Origin of the sequence: Corallococcus sp. EGB, assembly GCF_019968905.1 — a bacterium.
GTDB lineage: Bacteria > Myxococcota > Myxococcia > Myxococcales > Myxococcaceae > Corallococcus.
In genome coordinates this window covers 6,190,685-6,207,803 of sequence record NZ_CP079946.1, presented here as the reverse complement: position 1 = coordinate 6,207,803, position 17,119 = coordinate 6,190,685, and the positions used below count along the sequence as shown (strand labels likewise).

Below are 17,119 nucleotides of genomic sequence, written 5' to 3'. Positions count from 1 at the left end.
CACCGCCTGCCCTTCTCCCATTCATGCCTCGAAGAGGCTGTACAGCTCCTCCTCCTGCGCGAAATGGAGCGTGAGGATCGCGTGCAGGCCGTAGAGGGCCCGGCGCAGATCGCGCAACTCCTCCGCGCGGGGGCCTTCGGGGGGAAGCTGCGCGACCAGTCGGTCGAAGAGACGCGTCAGCCGATGGATCTCGTGGTGTGTCTGGATGAGCGGTCCCGTCGGGTCCTCGTCCTTGAGCATCTTTCCGAGCAGGGGGTAGGCCGTCTGCTGCTCCTCGCGCTCGTGCGGCAAGAGCTTCGCCTTGAGCATCTCGTCGATACGCTGGAGCTGGGCGCGTGCATCGGGCGGTTTCAGTGAATCGAGCCGTGCCGCCAGGGCCGCGAGCTCGCTGACCTGTGGGCGCAGCGAGCGATGGGCGGAGGCGAGCCCCTGCGCGAGCCCCTTGGCCTCCGCACGCCGGGGCGCGATGAGCCCCCCGCCGCCGAGGGCGCGCAGCGCGTTGAGAATGACGAGGACGTCGATGGCTTCCTGGAGGATGGCTCCCGCGACCGGCGGGATGTAGCCCGCTGTCGCGAAGACCATCGCCACGAGCGAGAGCCCCATCCCGACGAAGACGCTTTCCAGCGCGATGCGCCGGGTGCGCTGCGCGATTCGCATCGCGAGAAGGAGCCCCTCGAGCCGGTCCGCGGTGAGCACGACGTCCGCTGCTTCGGAGGCGGCAGTCGCGCCGCGCGCGCCCATCGCGACGCCGATGTCGGCGAGCGCCAGCGCCGGGGCGTCGTTGATGCCATCGCCGACCATCGCCGTGACCCCCTCGGCCCGGACGCGCTTGATGACCTCGACCTTCTCCTCCGGAGTCCGCTCGGCGAACACGCGATCGATGCCCAATGCATCGCCGACGAGCTCGGCGACGTCGGGATGGTCGCCCGTCACCATGTGGATACGCCGGACGCCCTCGGCTCGAAGCGAGCGCAGTGCGCGGGGGGCTTCCGGTCGAATCGGGTCCTGCAGCAGAAGGGCGCCAGCGAGTGAACCATCGATGGAAACATAGACACTCGATGAACCTTCGACCGCCGTACGTATGGCGAGCGAGCGCAGCTCCGGCGTGGGTGGCGTGTCCGGGGCGGCGAAGGCGAGCTGGCCCACCGCCACGCGCCGGCTGTCGACGGTCCCCGCGATGCCAGTGCCCATCTGCTCGCGAACGTCCCGCGGGAAGCTGACTGCGACGCTCCGGCTTCGCGCCTCCGCGAGGATCGCGGGTGCGAATGGATGGACCGAGACCTGCTCGACGGACGCCGCGTTCCGGACGACGTCGTCCGAGGACACGTGCCCGAACGCTTCAACCGCGACGACCTGAGGTCGCGCGGACGTGACAGTCCCCGTCTTGTCGAGCAGCAGCACCTGGGGGCGCGCGAGTGTCTCGAGCGGTCCGCCGCCCTTGACGATGATGCCGTGCTTCGCAGCGCGCGATACGCCGGCGATGATCGCCGCCGGCGCGGCCAGGATGAGCGGGCAAGGGGTCGCGACGACGAGCACCGCGAGCGCGCGGGTCGGACTGCCGGCCGCGAACCACGCGAAGGCAGACAAGCAGAGCGTGAGCCCGAGGAACCCAAGCGCGTAGCGGTCCGCGAGCCGGACGAACGGCGCCTTCGCCTCCTCGGACGCCTGGACCAGGCGAATGATGCCCGCGTACGTGCTCTCGGCCGCGGAGGCGGTGACGCGCAGCTCGAACGGGCCACCCGCATTCGTGCCCCCGCTGCGGACGGGCGTGTCGGCGTCGAGCTGCACCGGCTTCGATTCGCCCGTGAGCGCGGATTCGTCGAGCACGGCGCGTCCGCCGCGGATGATGCCATCGGCGGGAACCACCTCTCCGGGCTTGATGAGGAGGACATCGCCGAGTGCGACCTCGGCGACGTCCACGTCCACGATGTCAGCCCCTGCGCGCCGGTGCGCGATACGGGGCGCCCGCTTGAGAAGCGCCGAGAGTTCACGGCGGGCTCGAGCGACCGCGAAGCGCTCGAGCGCCGCTCCGCCCGTGACCATCACGGAGATGATGGCGCCCGCGAGGTACTCGCCGAGGGCCAGCGCGCCCACCATCGCCAGGACGGCGATGAGGTCGACGCCTGTCTCTCTTCTCAGAAGTCCCTTGATGACCGAGACGAGCGTGGGAACCAGGACGACCGCGGTGGCGGCGGCCCACGCCCAGCGAGCCGCGTCGCCAGCGTGCGCCACGTAAAGGATGCCGCCAGCCGCCAGACCCGTGAGGGCGAGGGCGAGCGGCGCCATCTGCCACAGCGATCGGGCGTCCTTGCGCACCACGCCGAAATCCTTTCTGGCCCAAACCGTGCTGGCGCGTTCCCTACCAAGGTGTAGCCATGGCCAGGCGCGCGCAAAGGGCAGGGAAGGTCGTCGGGCTGGCGGGCTTAGGGCTGTTCGGTGTCCTGCTACCGCAACGAGACGCGCCGGACGTGGGGCGGGGCGCGCGAGCAGCGCTGCGTACGTCTGTCTTTGAGGCCTTGGATGAAGGCGCGACCTGGCACTCAAGGCCAGGTCACGCTACCGCTGACGTCAGCGGCTCAGCACTCCTGGATGTACTCGGAATAGACCGACCGGCCGCCCCAGTAGTAGAGCCCGCCGCAATAACAACCATACTCACCAATCAACTGGGTGTGCGCGGCGTCGTTGTAGTACCGGTACAGGTTCGCATTCGGCTCGTTGGAACAATCCGGCAGCGGCGCCTCCTGCGTGCCCAGGTCCGGCTGCGCCTCCTGCTCCATGGGACCGCCACAGCCCAACGCCATCGCCAGCACACTACCGAGAATGAATGAACGCATGTGTCCTCCGAGAGGGGGACGAAAAACATACGCGGTCCAGGACTGTGCGTGAAACAGGTATCGCGGATTCTTCATGCGAAAATAGGATGACGTGTTGCATCGCAGACCAGTGTGTCAGCGCGTCGCGGCGATGCTCGCGGCGGTGCGCACACCCCCCACGGCGGTGGCCAGGGTGCTCTGGCCCGGGAACACGGAGTCCCCCACGACCCACAAACCGCGCCGGACCTGGAACGGTCCCAGGATGCGGTAGTTGTCCAACCCCGCGCGCCGGGGCACGCCGCCCACCGCGCCGGCCTCCCGCAGCGTGAAGCGCTGGAACGTGCGCGGCGACGCCGTCATGACGTGGACGACATTGGCCATCCACTCCGGGAGCAGCGCGTCCAGGTTCTCCCGCATCCGTGCATGGAGCCCGGCGAAGTAGGGCGCCTGTTCCTCCGGCGTCATGCGCGCGAGCTTCTGGAGGGGCACGTGCGTGGACACCGTCACCGTGCGCTGGCCTGGCCTCGCGCGCCCTTCGTCCGAGGCCCCGCTGATGGACGCGAAGAGGTGGTTGCCTTCGATGAACGGCGACTGCTCGTCACGCACCAGCTCGAAGTGATGCGCGCTTCCGGAGTCACCCTCGGGAGGCCGCACCACGAGGTACAGCATCGCCGCGCCCCAACCCTCATCCACCCGCTCCGCGAGCGCATCCACCCGGGGAAGCCGTCCCACCGGGACATCGAGCAGCGTGCGCAGTCCGTGGGGCAACACGTTGGCCACCACGTGCCGGGCGAGCAGCTCACCCCTGCGCGCCGTCACCCGCCAGCCTCCGTCCACCGGCGTCACCGCGCGCACGCGGTTCGCCAGGAGCACGTCGCCGCCCCGCGCGGTGATGGCCTTCGTCAGCGCCGTCGCCAGCTGGCCGATGCCGCCCCGCACGTGTCCCGTGCCGCGCCAGTAGTAGTCCATCGCCGCGAAGGCGAACGGGGCCTCGGCTTCCGCCGCGGGGCACTGCACGGTGATCTGACAGAGCGCATCCAGGTACGTGCGCAGGGGCGTGAAGTGCTCCAGCCCGTGATGCGCGAGCGCCGCGCCCAGGGGGCGTCCCAACCACCGCGTCAGCGGTGCGTAGGACCACGCACGCCCCGCGTGGCGCAGCAACGTCTTCAGGCTCAACGGCGGCAACAAGTCCGGGTCATCGAACAGCGGCCACAGCGCGCTGGCCACCTGGGTCTGTGACTCGAAGAACCGCCGCACGCCCTGCACGGGTGCTCCGGGCAGCGCGCACAGCTCCGCGATGAGCCGGCCCCGGTCGCGATGCACCGGCAGCCGCATCCCCGGGGCCCGCAGCTCCACCAGCGGGTCCAGCCAGTCCACCGTCACGTCCAGCGCGTGCTCGCGGATCCACCGGCCGAAGAGCTGATGCTCACTGAAGCCGGAGAAGAGCGTGGCGCCGGACTCGAAGCCGTAGCCGCCGCGTCGGAAGGTGCTCGCACATCCGCCCGGGTAGTTGAGCCCTTCGCACAGCACGACCCGGGCGCCCCGGCGACACAACTCCAGCGCCGTGCCCAGGCCACCAAAGCCCGCACCCACCACCACTGCGTCGTACCAGGTGTCCGCCATTGCGTTGGGAAAGGAACCGGCACCGGAAGCGGGCCGGGGGAGACCCGCTCCTTCCGGTGCCGGTATCGCGCACATGGCCAGGCGCGACGGGACTTTCCTAACGACGCAATACTCCCGCCGCGATTCTTTTCCCCCTCCCGAAGGGGAGGCAGGCATCCGGACGCTTCCACTGGCGGACACCTGCCCCCGCGGTTACGGCATCTTCAGCCGGATGTTGAACGTGTACGAGACGTTCACCGGACGGCCCTGGAAGGTCAGCGGCTGATACGTGCGCGAGGCGAGGGACTCCAGCACCGCGTCATCCATGAACGGCAGGCCCTTGAGGATGCGGCAGTCGCGCACCCGGCCCTCCGAGGTGATGACGCACTTCGCGATCATCGTGCCCTCCACACCCGCGCGCCGCGCCTCGTCCGTGTAGCTGAGCTGCGCACCGCTGAGCATCTTCGGCGGCGTCATCCCGCCCTGGAAGGGGAGGACCTCCGTTCCGGTGGGATCGGTCGGGATCACCGGCACGCCCACGAGCCCGATGGCGCTGGTGCTGTTCGGATCCCCATTCGGGTCTCCCACCGGCCCGGTCTCTCCCGTGCCCGTCGCGTCCGTGGTGGCCGCCGCGTCCGCGATCGTCGTGGGCGTCGGATCCGGCTTCGCCTCCGGCGGATCCGCGGGCAGCGGCTTGACGTTCCGAGGGACGCGGTCCGTGCGCGGCTTGGGCTTCGGCGCCGGTGCGTTCGTGGCCGGTGTCGGCTGCGCGGTCTGCTTCACTCCCTGCCGGATGGCCGGCGGATGGAAGACGATGACCGGATCGGGCTGCTCGACGGTCTCGGGCGGGCGGCCGGAGATGAAGACCACCAGGCCCAGGAGCCCCGCGTGCACGCCGATGGACACCCACGCGCCCGTGCCGAACCGACCCGAGCGCAATCCCCGCCGTTCGATGACCGACTCAAACATCTGACCCGCCTCCTGGTTGGAGGGGACGCTCCAGACGCCCCCTCTCCACAAGATGCAAGGTACGAAGTCGCGTCAGCGGAAAGGCCGACGCGGCTCCATCTGTCGGTCATGGTTCCGTCATGACGGGCCGCCGCCTGGCACTTCCATGCGGTAGCCCACGCCGCGCAGCGTGTGGATGGTGAAGCCGGACGTGCTCGTCCAGGCGAGCTTCTTCTTCAGGTTCGACACGAAGTTGTCCACCGTGCGCGGATCCACCACGACGTCGCGGCCCCACACCGCGTCCAGGATTTCCCCCCGGGGCAGGGCGCGGTCGCGGTGGCGCAGGAGGAACGCCAGCAGGTCGAACTCCGTGCGCGTCAGGTCCACCTCGCTGCCGTCCGCCCGCAGCACCGCGCGGCGGCCCAGGTCCAACGTGAAGGTGCCAAAGGTCATCACCTGCGGCGGCGCCGTGCCTGCCCGGCGCACCAGCGCCTGCACGCGCGCGAGCAGCTCCCGCAGCCGGTAGGGCTTGGTGAGGTAGTCCTGTGCGCCGGCCTCGAAGCCGCGCACCAGGTCGTCCTCCAGCGAGCGCGCGGTGAGCATCAGCACCATGCTCTTCACGCCTTCGGCGCGCAGGCGGCGGCAGAAGCTGTAGCCGTCCTCGCCCGGCAGCATCACGTCCAGGATGAGCAGGTCGAACACGCGCGACTGCAGGTGCGGCGCCGCGTCCTTCGCGGAAGGGGCGTCCGTCACGTCGTAGCCCTCGTCGCGCAGGTTGTCGCGCAGGCCCAGGCGCAGGTTGGCGTCGTCCTCGACGATGAGGATGGATGGGCGGGTGGAGGAGGGGGGCTGCGTCTGCGTCGTCATCGGCGCGTCTCGGGAAAGGTCAGGGCGAAGGTCGTGCCTTCAGGGCCGGAGGAGGCCACCTGGATGCTGCCCTGGTGCAGGCCCATGATTCTGCGGCACAGCGCCAGCCCCAGGCCACTTCCATGCACCTCCGGCCCGGGCGTTGTCAGTCGGTAGAAGTCCTGGAACACGCGCTCCCATTCCTCCGGGGGGATGCCCACCCCGTTGTCGCTGAAGAGCACCGTGGCCCCGTAGCCCGGCTGCGGATAGGCGCGCACGGTGAGGACCACCGGGCTGCGCAGGTTGTAGAGGCAGGCGTTGCGGCCCAGGTTGGCGAAGAGCATCCGGACGAGCGACGCGTCCGCGTCCAGCTCCACGTCCTCCACCTCCGAGCGCAGCTCCACCGGCACGGTCACCGCGTCCATCAGGTCCTCGCGCAGGTTGCCCACCGCCTCCTCCAGCCGCACCCGCGCGGGCCGCAGCGCCCAGCGCCCCTTGTCGATGCGGTTGAAGGACAGGATGTTCTCCACCAGGAAGTGCAGCCCCTCCGCCGCGCGCACGATCCGCGTGGGGTAGTCCCCGGCCTCCGGGCTCTTGCCCAACCGCCGCTCCAGCGTCTCCCCCAGCAGGCGGATGGACGCGAGCGGCGTGCGCAGCTCATGCGACACGGTGGAGACGAAGTCGCTCTTGAGCTCCACGAAGCGGTACTTGCGCTGCTGCGCCACCACCGCCAGCGCCGCGATGGCCGACGCGAGCGCGCCGCACGCCGCGACGAGCAGCGTCTTCAGGCCATACCGCGCCTCGATGTCCGCCTCCGCCGCGGCCCAGCCGGGCGTGGCCACCTCCAGCCCCGGGTGCTTCAGGGGGCGCGCCACGCCGCCGGGGCCCAGGCGCACCTGGCCGTCCCGGGGGATGAGGTTCCGCCCGCGCAGCTCCTGCGTGAGGTCCGCGAGCAGCGCGGACATGTCCACGGCCAGGCCGTGCACCTGCTCGGCCGCGGGCTCCACGTACCACTGCTCGGCGAGCAGCGTGGGGCCGTCCAGCGGCTCAGGCAGCACCAGCGCGCCCGCGCCGGCCTCCTGCACGCGCGCCACGAAGGCGTCCGAGGGCTCCTTGAGCGTCTGGCTCACCGCCACGATGCGCGCCTGGAGGAAGTTGAAGTCCGGCTGCGTGAGCTGGGACCGCGAGCGCAGCACGTTGCGCTGCAGGCCGGCGTCGCGCGCCATGCCGCCCAGTTCCTCCGGAAGGCCCTCGCGCACCAGGGCCCGGATGAGCGGCGGCGTGTCCTCGCCGCGCTGGAGGTACTCCACCGCGAGCAGGGTGAAGGGCAGCTCCTGGTCGGGCGGCAGCGGGTGCGCCGCGTGGTAGCGCAACAGCGACTCCACCGCGGCGTCCGCGCGCGCCTCGTTCCCGGAGAGCAGGGCGGCCTGCGCCGCGCGAAGCCGGCCGAGGCGCTCCTGGTAGGGCGCGGGGGCCTGTCCGTCCTGCAGCGCGTGCGCCAGCATCGTGTAGTTGGCCTGGGCGGGGACATCCGTGCCCTCCCGGGGCCAGTCCACGCGCGGCAGGAACTGGTGGCCGCGGAAGAGCAGGTAGTAGCCCTCCGCCGGCAGCAGCGGGTCGCCCACGGCCGCGTTGAGCGCCGGCAGGCGGGTCTTCATCAGCTGCGCGAGCGCCGTGCGCAGGGACTCCGCCGCCAGCTGCTCCAGGGCCACCCGGCGCGAGCGCACCTGGGCGCGGGCGTCCTCGCGCTCCTGGGTGAAGATGCGCTGGAGGCTCACCAGCCCCCAGCCGAGGGCGAGCAGCCCACAACCCAGCGCAATCAATGTGGGGAGGAGTCGGCGCAGCATTCGCGTCCCGCCGGACTGTAGCAGTGTCGACAGGTTTTCGGGCCTGGGGCCTTCGGGGTGAATAAAGTGGGGATGGCCCGCGTCCCCTCGGGTGTCTGGAGATTGGAGACGAAGTCATGGGTTCTCGATGGTGGGTTGGATTGATTGTCGGCCTGGCCACCCAGGGGGCGTTCGCGCAGACCTCGCCGGTCGCCGCGGATGACTGGGAGGACGACGAGTACGCACAGCAGTCCAATGCGGCGGACGACTCCGGGCCCATCGCGCCCACCGCGCCCCCTGACCTGCCCGCCGAGTCACCGACCCCCCGGCCCTACGCCGGCGCGGTCTGGACATCCGGCCACTGGTACTGGGACGGCGACAGCTGGCAGTTCAAGTCCGGCGGCTGGGTGGAGCGCATGCCCGGCTACCAGTACATCAACGGCTACTGGGCGCAGGACGGCGACGTCTGGCGCTGGGTGTCCGGCGGCTGGGCCCAGGAGGGCTCCAACGAGGTGGAGATCCCCATCGAGGTCGCCAGCGAGGACGTGACGGCCACCCAGGCGCCTCCGGCCCTGCGCGTGGAGTCTCAGCCCCCCGCGCCGGCCCCGGACTACGTCTGGGCCCCGGGCTACTGGTACTGGGGCGCCAACGGCTACGAGTGGGTGTCCGGCACCTGGATGGAGCCGCCGCGCCCGGGCCTGGTGTTCGTGTCGCCGCACTGGGTGCGCCGCGGTCCGTCCTGGGTGTTCGTGGGCGGCGGCTGGGGGTGGAACGGCTCGGTGCGCGTCATCGTCCCGGTCTACCGCCACGCGCACATCGCGCTGTCCTTCGGCCGCCCGAACCTGTTCCTGCGCTCGTGGTACCGCTACCCGGGCGTGTCGTGGCGCTACTACGGCTACGGCTACCACCGCTACCGCCCGGGCTACTACTCCTCGTACTCGCGGCCGGGGCCGTACCGGTACGGCCCGCGCGTGCATGACGCGTCGCCCGGCCGCTACAACGGCCCGTCCTACGGTGGCCGCGGCTACAGCCATCCGGGGCCCTACCGCTCGCAGGGCGGCGGGGTCCACTCGTACAACAATGGCGGCGGCAACAGCGGCGGCTGGGGCGGCACGCGCAGCCCGCCTCCGGGTGGGCGCGGGACGAGCGGCGGCGTGCACCAGGCCGGCGGCTGGGGTGGCGGTTCAGGCGGACCGCGTCCGGCGTCGAGCGGCGGTTGGGGCGGCGGGTCCTCCTCGGGCGTCCACCAGAGCAGCGGCGGCCACGGCGGTGGCGGTGGGCGCTGGGGGGGCGGCTCCGGCGGTGGCAACTCCTCGCACGGCTCCTCCAGCCACGGCGGTGGGAGCGGCGGCTGGGGTGGCGGTCATGGCGGTGGCCATCGCTGAATGAAGTGACGGCGGGTGGGCCGGGTCAGACCTCGACCTGGCCCATCAGCCACGTCTCCAGCTCCGCCAGCTCGCGCTCCTGGGCGGGGTGGCGGGCGCGGACCTCGGCGACGGCCTGCTGCATCCCGCCGCGGCTGTGGGGCTTGCCGGTGAGCGCCGTCTGCAGATCCTGCACGAGGTCCGGGTAGAGCGCATCCGAGAAGACCTGCGCGCGGGTGACGTGTCCGTTCTCCGTGTCGACGTGGACCTCGAAGAAGCCCCACGACAGGTACTCCACCATCTGGTGGCTGAAGCGGGGCGCGTTGCCGAAGCGCCACTCCCACGACGCGTAATGGTCGAAGGTGCGCTTGAGCGACGGCTGGCCTTCCAGGAAGGAATGCTCCAGCAGCTCCGGCTCCGCGGTGGCGCCGTGGAAGTCGCAGAAGGCGCCAATCATCGCCTTCACCAGCGACTCATGGGAGACGTCCGCCTGGAGGTCGCGGATGTTCATCACGCGCGAGCGCACCGACGCGCTGCCCTTGGACTCCAGCTTCTTCGGGTGCGGAGTGAGGTAGTGGGCCAGCCGCGACAGGTTGGCGTGGATGAGGAACGTGCCGTGGTGGAAGGCGCGGTCCTTCGTCTCGCGGTACGCGCTGCCGCTGATCTTCCGGGGGCCGTCCTCCAGCGGAATCACCAGGTCGTTGCGCCCGGAGGCCTGCGCCGTCACGCCCAGCCGCGACAGCGCGTCCAGCAGGATGGTGACGTTCGCCGTCTTGTTGTAGCCCTCCTTCGCGGACAGGAACGTGAAGCAGGTGTTGCCCAGGTCGTGGAACACCGCGCCGCCGCCGCTGGTGCGCCGCGCGAGGAAGACCTGGTCCTGCTCCATGCGCGTGAGGTTGCACTCGGACCAGGGGTTCTGGTTGCGGCCGATGACGACCGTGTTGTCGTTGCGCCAGAGGAAGAGCGTCTGGGTGGAGGGGTCCAACTCGCGGAAGATCCAATCCTCGGTCGCGAGGTTGAACCAGGGGTTGTACGTCTCCGACAGGAGGATGCGGACGCGCGGGGCTTGAGACATGGGCGCGGATCATAACCGCCCGCCACGTGCTTGCAGGGACTTGCGCCGTCCAGCGGGGGACATCCTGCCCGTCCCGGGGGCGATGGCCGCGCGGGGCCTCGTTTCGGAAGACTCGCGCGCGGCGACGCGGGTCGAGCGCCAGGGGTCGGCCATGCATGGAGTGTTTTCGCTGTCGCGTCCGCGGGCAGGCGGTCCGGTGGTGTTGTGGGGCGGGAATCAGCCGTCCGGCAGCCTCAAGTACCTCACCTTCGCGCGCTACCTGGCCGCGATGCCCCCGGGCTCGCGTGGGTTGGTGGAGACCTCCGGAGCGTCGAGCGCGCTGGCGCTGGACGTCCTCGGCCGCGAGCGGGGTCTGCCCACGGTGGCCCTGACGGACGCGTCGGGCGAGGCGTACCTGCGCGCCCACGGCTTCCAGGGGCAGGTGAGGATGGCGGGCTCGATGGCGGACCTCCTGGCCCAGGCGCGGTCCCTGGAGCGCGACGGCTGGTGCTGGCCCCGCCAGCTCACCAACCGGGCCCTGGTGGCGTGCGTGGAGTCCTGGGCGGCGGGCTTGCGCGCGCAGGTGCGCGAGCGCTTCCCCACGGTGAGGCACGTGGTGTGCGGCTTCGGCACGGGCGCGACGCTGGTGGGCCTGACGCGCGTCTTCACCGCCGGCGGCTTCAGCGTCACCGGCTTGCAGCCCGCGCCCGGCAAGCCGCTGCCCGGCTGGCGCACATGGGAGGGCCAGAACCTGGGCGCGGAGGATCTCTTCTTCGAACACCAGCCGCGCATGCAGCTGTCCACGGCCGCGCCCGCGCCCGACCCCTTCACCGCGCTCAAGGAGTGGACCCACCAGCAGCCGCATCCCGAGCGCGTGCTCATCGTCGCGCACAGCGCCCGGGAGCAGGACTCCGCCCGGGCCTGAAGCACCGCGCACCTACCGGTGCCGTGCTTCGATCCGCTCCCTCACTGCGGCCACGCCGTCGCGCGGCCAGCCGGGCACGTGGGACAACTCACGTTCCGCGAGCCGCAGGAGCGTGCGCGCCAGCCCCGGCGTGTCGCCCTCCAGGGCTCGCGAGAGCTCCGCGCCGGTCTCCGGGTACACGCGCTCCACGCGCCGCACCGGATCCAACCCGTCCAGCAGCGAGCCCGCGGGGGAGGGGACGTGCCGCGCGAGCAGCACGCAGAAGAGGCGCACCGCATCGTCCAGCCGCGCGCGTCCGCTGAGCCCCTCGCCGCGCGCGTGGCGCCCCACGCCCACCAGCACCTGCGTGAGCCACTGCCCGAACAGCCACGCGTCATCCGAGCCCGTGCGCCGAAGCTCCGACGCCGTGTCCCGCGCGCGTTCGTCCATGCGCTCCGTCACGCCGCCCTTGTCCACCAGCACGCGGTAGCGGTTCACGCGCGCGTACGACAGTTCCTCCAATTCGAACACCGCGAACTCCAGCAGGTGCCCGTCGCGGTACACGACCTTGAAGCCGTGGGCCGTCTCGCGGAACGCCAGCGCGATGCTCTCCGCGCGGGGCAGCCAGCCGCGCTCCTGTCTCGATGTTTCAGCGTGCCCGGGCCAGGCGATGGCGAAGAAGTCGTGGTCGCTGAAGTCGTCTGGCGCATAGTCACGCGCCGCCATCGAGCCCAGCGCCACGAGCCCCCGGAAACGGCCATCCGCGTCGGCCGCGCGCGTCAATTCCGTGGTGAAGGCCTGATAGGCGGCGCTGTCCAAGGGCGTGCTCCTCTGAAAAGGGCCGCATGCTGCCACCGCGACGCGGGGCGCTGAAGCCACGATGCGTCGCGTTGAAATGCGATTGCGCGGTGCGTCTCGATTTTGTTGTGCGGTGCGTCGCAGGGGGAGGCGAGACATGCGGGCGTCTGTCCTGACTCGGACATGACACGCTTTTCAGTTAATTCTGAGGTTGGCTTGATTTCTATCAAGCGCTCGCCTTATGGGCTGATTCGCGGGTCAATCCCTTCGATGATCCGTCCTCCCCCATCAGGAGCCTGTATGCGAAACGCCGTCCGGACCCTCGTTCTGACTGTCGCGGTTCTTGCCCTCTGGGCGCAGCCCGCGCGTGCCGCGGATACGTACACGCAGACGCAGTACCCCATCGTGCTGGCGCACGGCATGGCGGGGTTTGATTCGCTGTTCGGGGTGCTCGACTACTTCTACGGCATCGAGTCGACGCTGAAGTCGGGCGGCGCGAAGGTCTACATCACGCACGTTCCGCAGTTCAACACGAGCGAGGCGCGCGGCGAGGCGCTGCTGGCGCAGGTGCAGGACGTGCTCGCGCGCTCGGGTGCGAAGAAGGTGAACCTGATTGGCCACAGCCACGGCGGCCTGGACGTGCGCTACGTGGCGGCGGTGCGGCCGGACCTGGTGGCGTCCGTGACGACGGTGGGGTCTCCGCACAAGGGTGCGGACCTGGCGGACTACCTGCGCAACAACATCAAGGGTGGCTCGTTCACGGAGAGCGTGCTGGCGTACTTCGCCAGCAACCTGGGCACGGTGCTGGGCCTGCTGTCCGGCCACACGCAGCCGCAGGACGCGCTTGGCGCGCTGGCGGCGCTGACGAAGACGGGCACCTCCGCGTTCTCCGCGAAGTTCCCCGCGGGCGTCCCCACCTCGTCCTGCGGCAGCGGCGCGGCGACGGGCACCCAGGGCCAGCGCTACTACTCCTGGTCCGGCACGGATCCCTTCACCAACCTGTTCGACGCGTCTGACTACGCCATGAAGCTGTCGTCCTTCTTCTACAGCGAGTCCAACGACGGCCTCGTGGGCCGTTGCAGCTCGCACTTCGGCACGGTCATCCGCGACAACTACGACATGAACCACCTGGACGAGGTGAACCAGGTGCTGGGCCTCACCGCGTTCTTCACCGACCCGACGTCCGTGTTCCGCACCCAGGCGAACCGCCTGAAGACCGCGGGCCTGTAACCCGCGGCAAGGAGCGCCCCGCCATGAAGAGCCGCGCCGTCATTCTCGTGGTCGCGCTGTGCGCCCTCCTGGGTGCCGGCGTCTTCTCGTGGTGGAAGGTCCGGGCGGAGGACGCGCCCGGACCCGCTGTCCCGCCGTCCGCCGTTCCCACCGCGCAGGGGGCTCGGGCGTTGGGCGCATCTCCCGCCGTTCCCGGGGCCGCCGCGACGCCGAGCCCGGCCGTGCAGCCCGGCGCTCCGCTGCCGCCGCTGCCAGGGTCGCTCCAGGACACGGAGGAGGACGGCGCGGTGGGGGTGGATGCGTCCGGGCACCTGGTGCCGAACGCGGACCTGCGCCGGTTGTTCAACTACTACCTGTCCGCCACCGGCGAGGAGCCCGCATCGCTCATCCGCGAGCGCATCCTCGCGGCGCTCAGGGCGAAGAAGCTGCCCGCCGCCGCCATGGACGAAGCGGCGCAGGTGCTGGACGACTACCTGTCCTATCTGGAAGCCGCCCGGGGCCTGGCGTCGAAGGGCTCCGCCGGCACGATGGACACCGCCGAGCGCCTGGAGGCCCTGCGCAAGCTGCGCCGCGAGCACCTGGGGCCGGGCGTGGCCGACGGACTCTTCGGCCAGGAGGAGGCGGTGGACGCCGTCGCCGTGGAGCGGCTGAAGCTGATGAAGGACGCCTCGCTGACGAAGGAGGAGCGCGAGCAGCGCATGGCGGCGCTGGAGGAGCGGTTGCCCCCGGACGTGCGCGCCAGCCGCGAGGAGGCCGTGCGCCCGCTGCGGCAGCAGGCCGTGGAGCAGGAGTTGCTGGCGGCGGGGGCGACGGCGGCGGACCTGCACCAGCACCGGCTGTCCACCGTGGGGCCGGAGGCCACCGCGCGGTTGGAGGCGCTGGATGCGGAGCGCGCGCAGTGGAAGCAGCGGCTGGCGGACTTCCGCGCGAAGCGCGAGGCGCTGGGCCGCAGCGAGCCGGACCCCGTCGCGCGTCAGGCCGCGGTGCAGCGGCTGCTGTTCGACTCATTCTCCCCGGAGGAGCGACTCCGGGTGGAGGCCGCGGACACCATCGACGCGGCCTCCGGCTCCGGGGGCGGGTGAAGCGGCTTCAGGAGATCTTGAAGGGCTTCAGCTCATCCACGCTCTCGAGCAGCAGCGGCGCCGCGTGGAGGTACGCGGTGGTGCGGCGCTTCTGGTCGATGTCGTCGTAGACGCGCTGGATCTGCTGCGGCGTGAGGCCCATCTCCGGGGCCACCTCCTCGGGCGGGATGCCGTGGTTCTTCGCCCAGAGGATGAGGTCCAGCTGCGAGTAGTGCACGGAGAAGTAGAAGTCCTCCTGCGACTGCTCCAGGCTGAAGGTGTCCGTGGTGGGCTCGCGGTTGAGGATGCCGTCGATGACGCCCAGGTGCCGCGCGAGCTTGTACGTCTGCGTCTTGTAGAGGCTGGCAATGGGCTTCACGTCCGCGGAGCCGTCGCCCAGCTTCACGAAGAAGCCCTGGTCATACTCCAGGCGGTTGGGCGTGCCGGACGCGGCGAAGTTGAGCCGGTCCGCGTGGAAGTACTCCATCATCTTGCGCACGCGCTGCTTGAAGTTGGTGGCGGCGACGATCTGCACGTAGGCCTGGGGCGTGAGGCGGAAGCGCTGCTCCTGCCCGTCCACCTGCACCACCACGTAGAAGACGTTGAGGGCGTCCGTGTTGAGCCGGTCGCCGTGCATGACGATCTTCCACTTCATGTCCGGCTGGAACGCCGGGAACACGGAGCGCACCGCCGCGTCGCGCTGCGAATAGCACCCGGCGGCCTCCAGCACGGGCGCGATGTCGTGCAGCGTGTACTGGATGCCCAGCTTCTCGCAGAGCTCGCGGCCCAACTGGGAGGACAGGCCGCTGGAGTCGCGCTCCGGCAGCAGCAGGCCGAAGACGCGGTCCGGCCCCAGCGCGCGCACCGCGAGGGCGGCGACGCACGCGGAGTCGATGCCGCCGGAGATGGCGACCACCAGGCCGCGCTTGCGCAGCTTCTTGAGGACGGCCTCCTTGAGCCCGTCGGACAGCGACGCGGCCTTGGCCTCCCAGTCCAGTTCCAGCACCTGCTTGGAGAACTTCATCGTCACGGCGACCTCGATTCAGGGGAAGAGAGTGAAGACAGCACGCGCGTGCGCAGGTCGGCCTTGAGCACCTTGCCGGTGGGCCCGCGCGGGAGTGACTCCATGAACAGCACGTGGCGCGGCACCTTGTGGGCGGGGAGCGCCTCGCGGCAGAAGCGGCGCAGGTCGTCCTCCTGCGCGCTGGCGCCGGCTTGAAGGACCACGGCGGCGCACGCGGCCTCGCCGCCCAGGTCGTCCGGCACGCCCACGACCGCGACCTCCTGCACGTCCGGGTGGCGCGCGAGGACGTGCTCCATCTCCGCGGGGCTCACGCGGTGGCCGCCGACCTTGAGGATCTCCTTCGCTCGGCCCACGAGGAAGAAGAAGCCGTCCGCGTCGCGCCACGCGAGGTCGCCCGTCCACAGCCAGCCGTCGTGGAGGATGGCGGCGGTGTCGTCCGGAGCGTTGAGGTAGCCGGGGGTGACGTTGGCGCCCCTGGCCACCAGCTGGCCCACTTCGCCGTCCGGCAGGGGCGTGCCGTCGTCCGCGACCACGGCCAGCGTGACGCCCGGGATGCCCTGGCCGATGGAGCCCGCCTTGTCGGCGGCGCGCGCCGGCGGCAGATAGGAGAGCCGCGCGGTGGCCTCCGTCTGGCCGTACATGACGAACAGCTCCGCCGGGTGGAAGGCCTCACGCGTCCAGCGCACCGTGTCCGGAGACATGCCGCCGCCGGCCTGGGTGAGGTAGCGCAGCTTCAACTTCGCGAGCGAGTCCGGGGCGGCCTGACGGCGCAGCAGCTCGAAGGTGAGGGGCACGCCCGCGAAGCCGGTGCAGGCCTCGGTGGCCATGGCCTCCAGGACGACCTGCGGGTACATGAAGCGCGGATCCAGGAACACGGAGCCACCCGCGCGCAGGTGCGTCTGGAGCACGCTCTTCCCGTAGCAGTAGTGCAGGGGAAGGATGAGCATCGCGCGGTCGCGAGGCGTGAGGCCCAGGTACTCCACGATGGAGCGCGTGTTCGCGGAGATGTTGGCGAACGTCTGCACGACGCCGCGAGGTGTCCCCGTGCTGCCAGATGTGTAGACGATGGACGCGGGCGCATCCGACGGCAGCGAGGGCAGGGCGGACAGCGGCGTGACCCCCGCCTCCGGATCCACCGCGCCGTCCTCCTGCAACCACGCGCACGCGGCGGGCCTCAGCAACCCGAGCATGCGCTCCGGTGGACGCGAGCCGTGCACGACGAAGAAGTGGGTGAGCTGCGAGCGCCCCGTCCAGCGCCGCGCGTCCTGACCGAAGATGACCGCATGCCGCGCGCCCGTCTGCGCGAGGATGCTGGCCAGCGAGTCCGCGCCCGTCTCTCGGTCCAGCTCCACGGCGCACGCCCCCAGCGCCTGCACCGCGAGACCCGCCACCGCCGCCGCGCAGCCCAGGGGCAGGGCGATGAGGACGCGCTCTCCGGGCTCCACACCCGAAGCACGCAGCTGTCCCGCGAGCGCGAGCATCCGTGCTTCGAGCTGGGCGTAGTTGAGCCGCGCCCACGGCGAGTCCACCGCCGGAGCCTCCGGCGTCGCCCGGGCATGCGCGCGAACCCATGAAGGCGCGGTGTCCGCATTCGCGTTCATGTCGCCTCCCGCTGTGCGTCCGGACGCAGCGCCGGGCACGACGCGCCG

General features: G+C 70.9%; 14 protein-coding genes. 4 read left to right on the top strand and 10 right to left on the bottom strand.

Annotated elements, in window-relative coordinates:
- Positions 1 to 21: 21 nt before the first annotated feature.
- From KYK13_RS25485 to KYK13_RS25460, 6 genes are all read right to left on the bottom strand, one after another.
- Complete coding sequence (locus KYK13_RS25485) at positions 22 to 2,319, bottom strand: heavy metal translocating P-type ATPase (RefSeq protein ID WP_223634462.1); 2,298 nt, start codon at positions 2,317 to 2,319, stop codon at positions 22 to 24.
- 257 nt (positions 2,320 to 2,576) lie between these two features.
- Positions 2,577 to 2,834 carry a hypothetical protein gene (locus tag KYK13_RS25480; RefSeq protein ID WP_223634460.1) on the bottom strand — a complete coding sequence of 86 codons (258 nt, stop codon included), beginning with the start codon at positions 2,832 to 2,834 and terminating at the stop codon, positions 2,577 to 2,579.
- Positions 2,835 to 2,948: 114 nt separating this feature from the next.
- Positions 2,949 to 4,436, bottom strand: coding sequence for an NAD(P)/FAD-dependent oxidoreductase (locus tag KYK13_RS25475; protein WP_223634458.1), 1,488 nt, complete (start codon positions 4,434 to 4,436; stop codon positions 2,949 to 2,951).
- A 192-nt stretch (positions 4,437 to 4,628) separates the two neighbouring features.
- Positions 4,629 to 5,384, bottom strand: coding sequence for an energy transducer TonB (locus KYK13_RS25470; RefSeq protein WP_223634456.1), 756 nt, complete (start codon positions 5,382 to 5,384; stop codon positions 4,629 to 4,631).
- Between the two features lie 117 nt (positions 5,385 to 5,501).
- Positions 5,502 to 6,230, bottom strand: coding sequence for a response regulator transcription factor (locus KYK13_RS25465; protein ID WP_223634454.1), 729 nt, complete (start codon positions 6,228 to 6,230; stop codon positions 5,502 to 5,504).
- A complete protein-coding gene (locus tag KYK13_RS25460; RefSeq protein ID WP_223634452.1) occupies positions 6,227 to 8,056 on the bottom strand; it encodes a HAMP domain-containing sensor histidine kinase in 1,830 nt (609 codons plus the stop codon). The genes KYK13_RS25465 and KYK13_RS25460 overlap by 4 nt, the downstream gene beginning before the upstream one ends.
- A gap of 116 nt (positions 8,057 to 8,172) precedes the next feature.
- Between KYK13_RS25460 and KYK13_RS38925 the strand changes: the two genes are divergently transcribed.
- The gene (locus KYK13_RS38925) at positions 8,173 to 9,420 is read left to right on the top strand and encodes a YXWGXW repeat-containing protein (RefSeq protein ID WP_255653997.1); all 1,248 of its coding nucleotides are present in this window, start codon (positions 8,173 to 8,175) and stop codon (positions 9,418 to 9,420) included.
- A 25-nt stretch (positions 9,421 to 9,445) separates the two neighbouring features.
- Here KYK13_RS38925 and KYK13_RS25450 read toward each other — a convergent pair whose 3' ends face one another.
- Positions 9,446 to 10,474 (bottom strand): lipoate--protein ligase, encoded by a 1,029-nt coding sequence (locus tag KYK13_RS25450; RefSeq protein WP_223634450.1) that lies wholly within the window; start codon positions 10,472 to 10,474, stop codon positions 9,446 to 9,448.
- A 151-nt stretch (positions 10,475 to 10,625) separates the two neighbouring features.
- On the opposite strand from KYK13_RS25450, the gene KYK13_RS25445 reads away from it, so the two are divergent.
- Complete coding sequence (locus tag KYK13_RS25445) at positions 10,626 to 11,378, top strand: pyridoxal-phosphate dependent enzyme (protein ID WP_223634447.1); 753 nt, start codon at positions 10,626 to 10,628, stop codon at positions 11,376 to 11,378.
- Positions 11,379 to 11,390: 12 nt separating this feature from the next.
- Here KYK13_RS25445 and KYK13_RS25440 read toward each other — a convergent pair whose 3' ends face one another.
- Positions 11,391 to 12,176 (bottom strand): hypothetical protein, encoded by a 786-nt coding sequence (locus tag KYK13_RS25440; RefSeq protein ID WP_223634444.1) that lies wholly within the window; start codon positions 12,174 to 12,176, stop codon positions 11,391 to 11,393.
- 279 nt (positions 12,177 to 12,455) lie between these two features.
- On the opposite strand from KYK13_RS25440, the gene KYK13_RS25435 reads away from it, so the two are divergent.
- Positions 12,456 to 13,385, top strand: coding sequence for a triacylglycerol lipase (locus tag KYK13_RS25435; protein WP_223634441.1), 930 nt, complete (start codon positions 12,456 to 12,458; stop codon positions 13,383 to 13,385).
- A 23-nt stretch (positions 13,386 to 13,408) separates the two neighbouring features.
- On the top strand, positions 13,409 to 14,467 hold the full coding sequence (locus tag KYK13_RS25430; RefSeq protein ID WP_223634438.1) for a lipase secretion chaperone: 1,059 nt from the start codon (positions 13,409 to 13,411) through the stop codon (positions 14,465 to 14,467).
- 7 nt (positions 14,468 to 14,474) lie between these two features.
- Here KYK13_RS25430 and nadE read toward each other — a convergent pair whose 3' ends face one another.
- Positions 14,475 to 15,470 carry an NAD(+) synthase gene (gene nadE / locus KYK13_RS25425; protein WP_223646751.1) on the bottom strand — a complete coding sequence of 332 codons (996 nt, stop codon included), beginning with the start codon at positions 15,468 to 15,470 and terminating at the stop codon, positions 14,475 to 14,477.
- A 2-nt stretch (positions 15,471 to 15,472) separates the two neighbouring features.
- Entirely contained in the window at positions 15,473 to 17,071 is a 1,599-nt protein-coding gene (locus KYK13_RS25420) for a class I adenylate-forming enzyme family protein (RefSeq protein WP_223634435.1), read from the bottom strand.
- Positions 17,072 to 17,119: the final 48 nt, after the last annotated feature.

What these genes read in the sequence shown, in the direction of transcription:
- KYK13_RS25480 (WP_223634460.1), bottom strand. Translation starts at nt 2,834, where the DNA reads ATGCGTTCATTCATTCTCGGTAGTGTGCTGGCGATGGCGTTGGGCTGT.
- KYK13_RS25475 (WP_223634458.1), bottom strand. Translation starts at nt 4,436, where the DNA reads ATGGCGGACACCTGGTACGACGCAGTGGTGGTGGGTGCGGGCTTTGGT.
- KYK13_RS25470 (WP_223634456.1), bottom strand. Translation starts at nt 5,384, where the DNA reads ATGTTTGAGTCGGTCATCGAACGGCGGGGATTGCGCTCGGGTCGGTTC.
- KYK13_RS25465 (WP_223634454.1), bottom strand. Translation starts at nt 6,230, where the DNA reads ATGACGACGCAGACGCAGCCCCCCTCCTCCACCCGCCCATCCATCCTC.
- KYK13_RS25460 (WP_223634452.1), bottom strand. Translation starts at nt 8,056, where the DNA reads ATGCTGCGCCGACTCCTCCCCACATTGATTGCGCTGGGTTGTGGGCTG.
- KYK13_RS38925 (WP_255653997.1), top strand. Translation starts at nt 8,173, where the DNA reads ATGGGTTCTCGATGGTGGGTTGGATTGATTGTCGGCCTGGCCACCCAG.
- KYK13_RS25450 (WP_223634450.1), bottom strand. Translation starts at nt 10,474, where the DNA reads ATGTCTCAAGCCCCGCGCGTCCGCATCCTCCTGTCGGAGACGTACAAC.
- KYK13_RS25445 (WP_223634447.1), top strand. Translation starts at nt 10,626, where the DNA reads ATGCATGGAGTGTTTTCGCTGTCGCGTCCGCGGGCAGGCGGTCCGGTG.
- KYK13_RS25435 (WP_223634441.1), top strand. Translation starts at nt 12,456, where the DNA reads ATGCGAAACGCCGTCCGGACCCTCGTTCTGACTGTCGCGGTTCTTGCC.
- KYK13_RS25430 (WP_223634438.1), top strand. Translation starts at nt 13,409, where the DNA reads ATGAAGAGCCGCGCCGTCATTCTCGTGGTCGCGCTGTGCGCCCTCCTG.
- nadE (WP_223646751.1), bottom strand. Translation starts at nt 15,470, where the DNA reads ATGAAGTTCTCCAAGCAGGTGCTGGAACTGGACTGGGAGGCCAAGGCC.
- KYK13_RS25420 (WP_223634435.1), bottom strand. Translation starts at nt 17,071, where the DNA reads ATGAACGCGAATGCGGACACCGCGCCTTCATGGGTTCGCGCGCATGCC.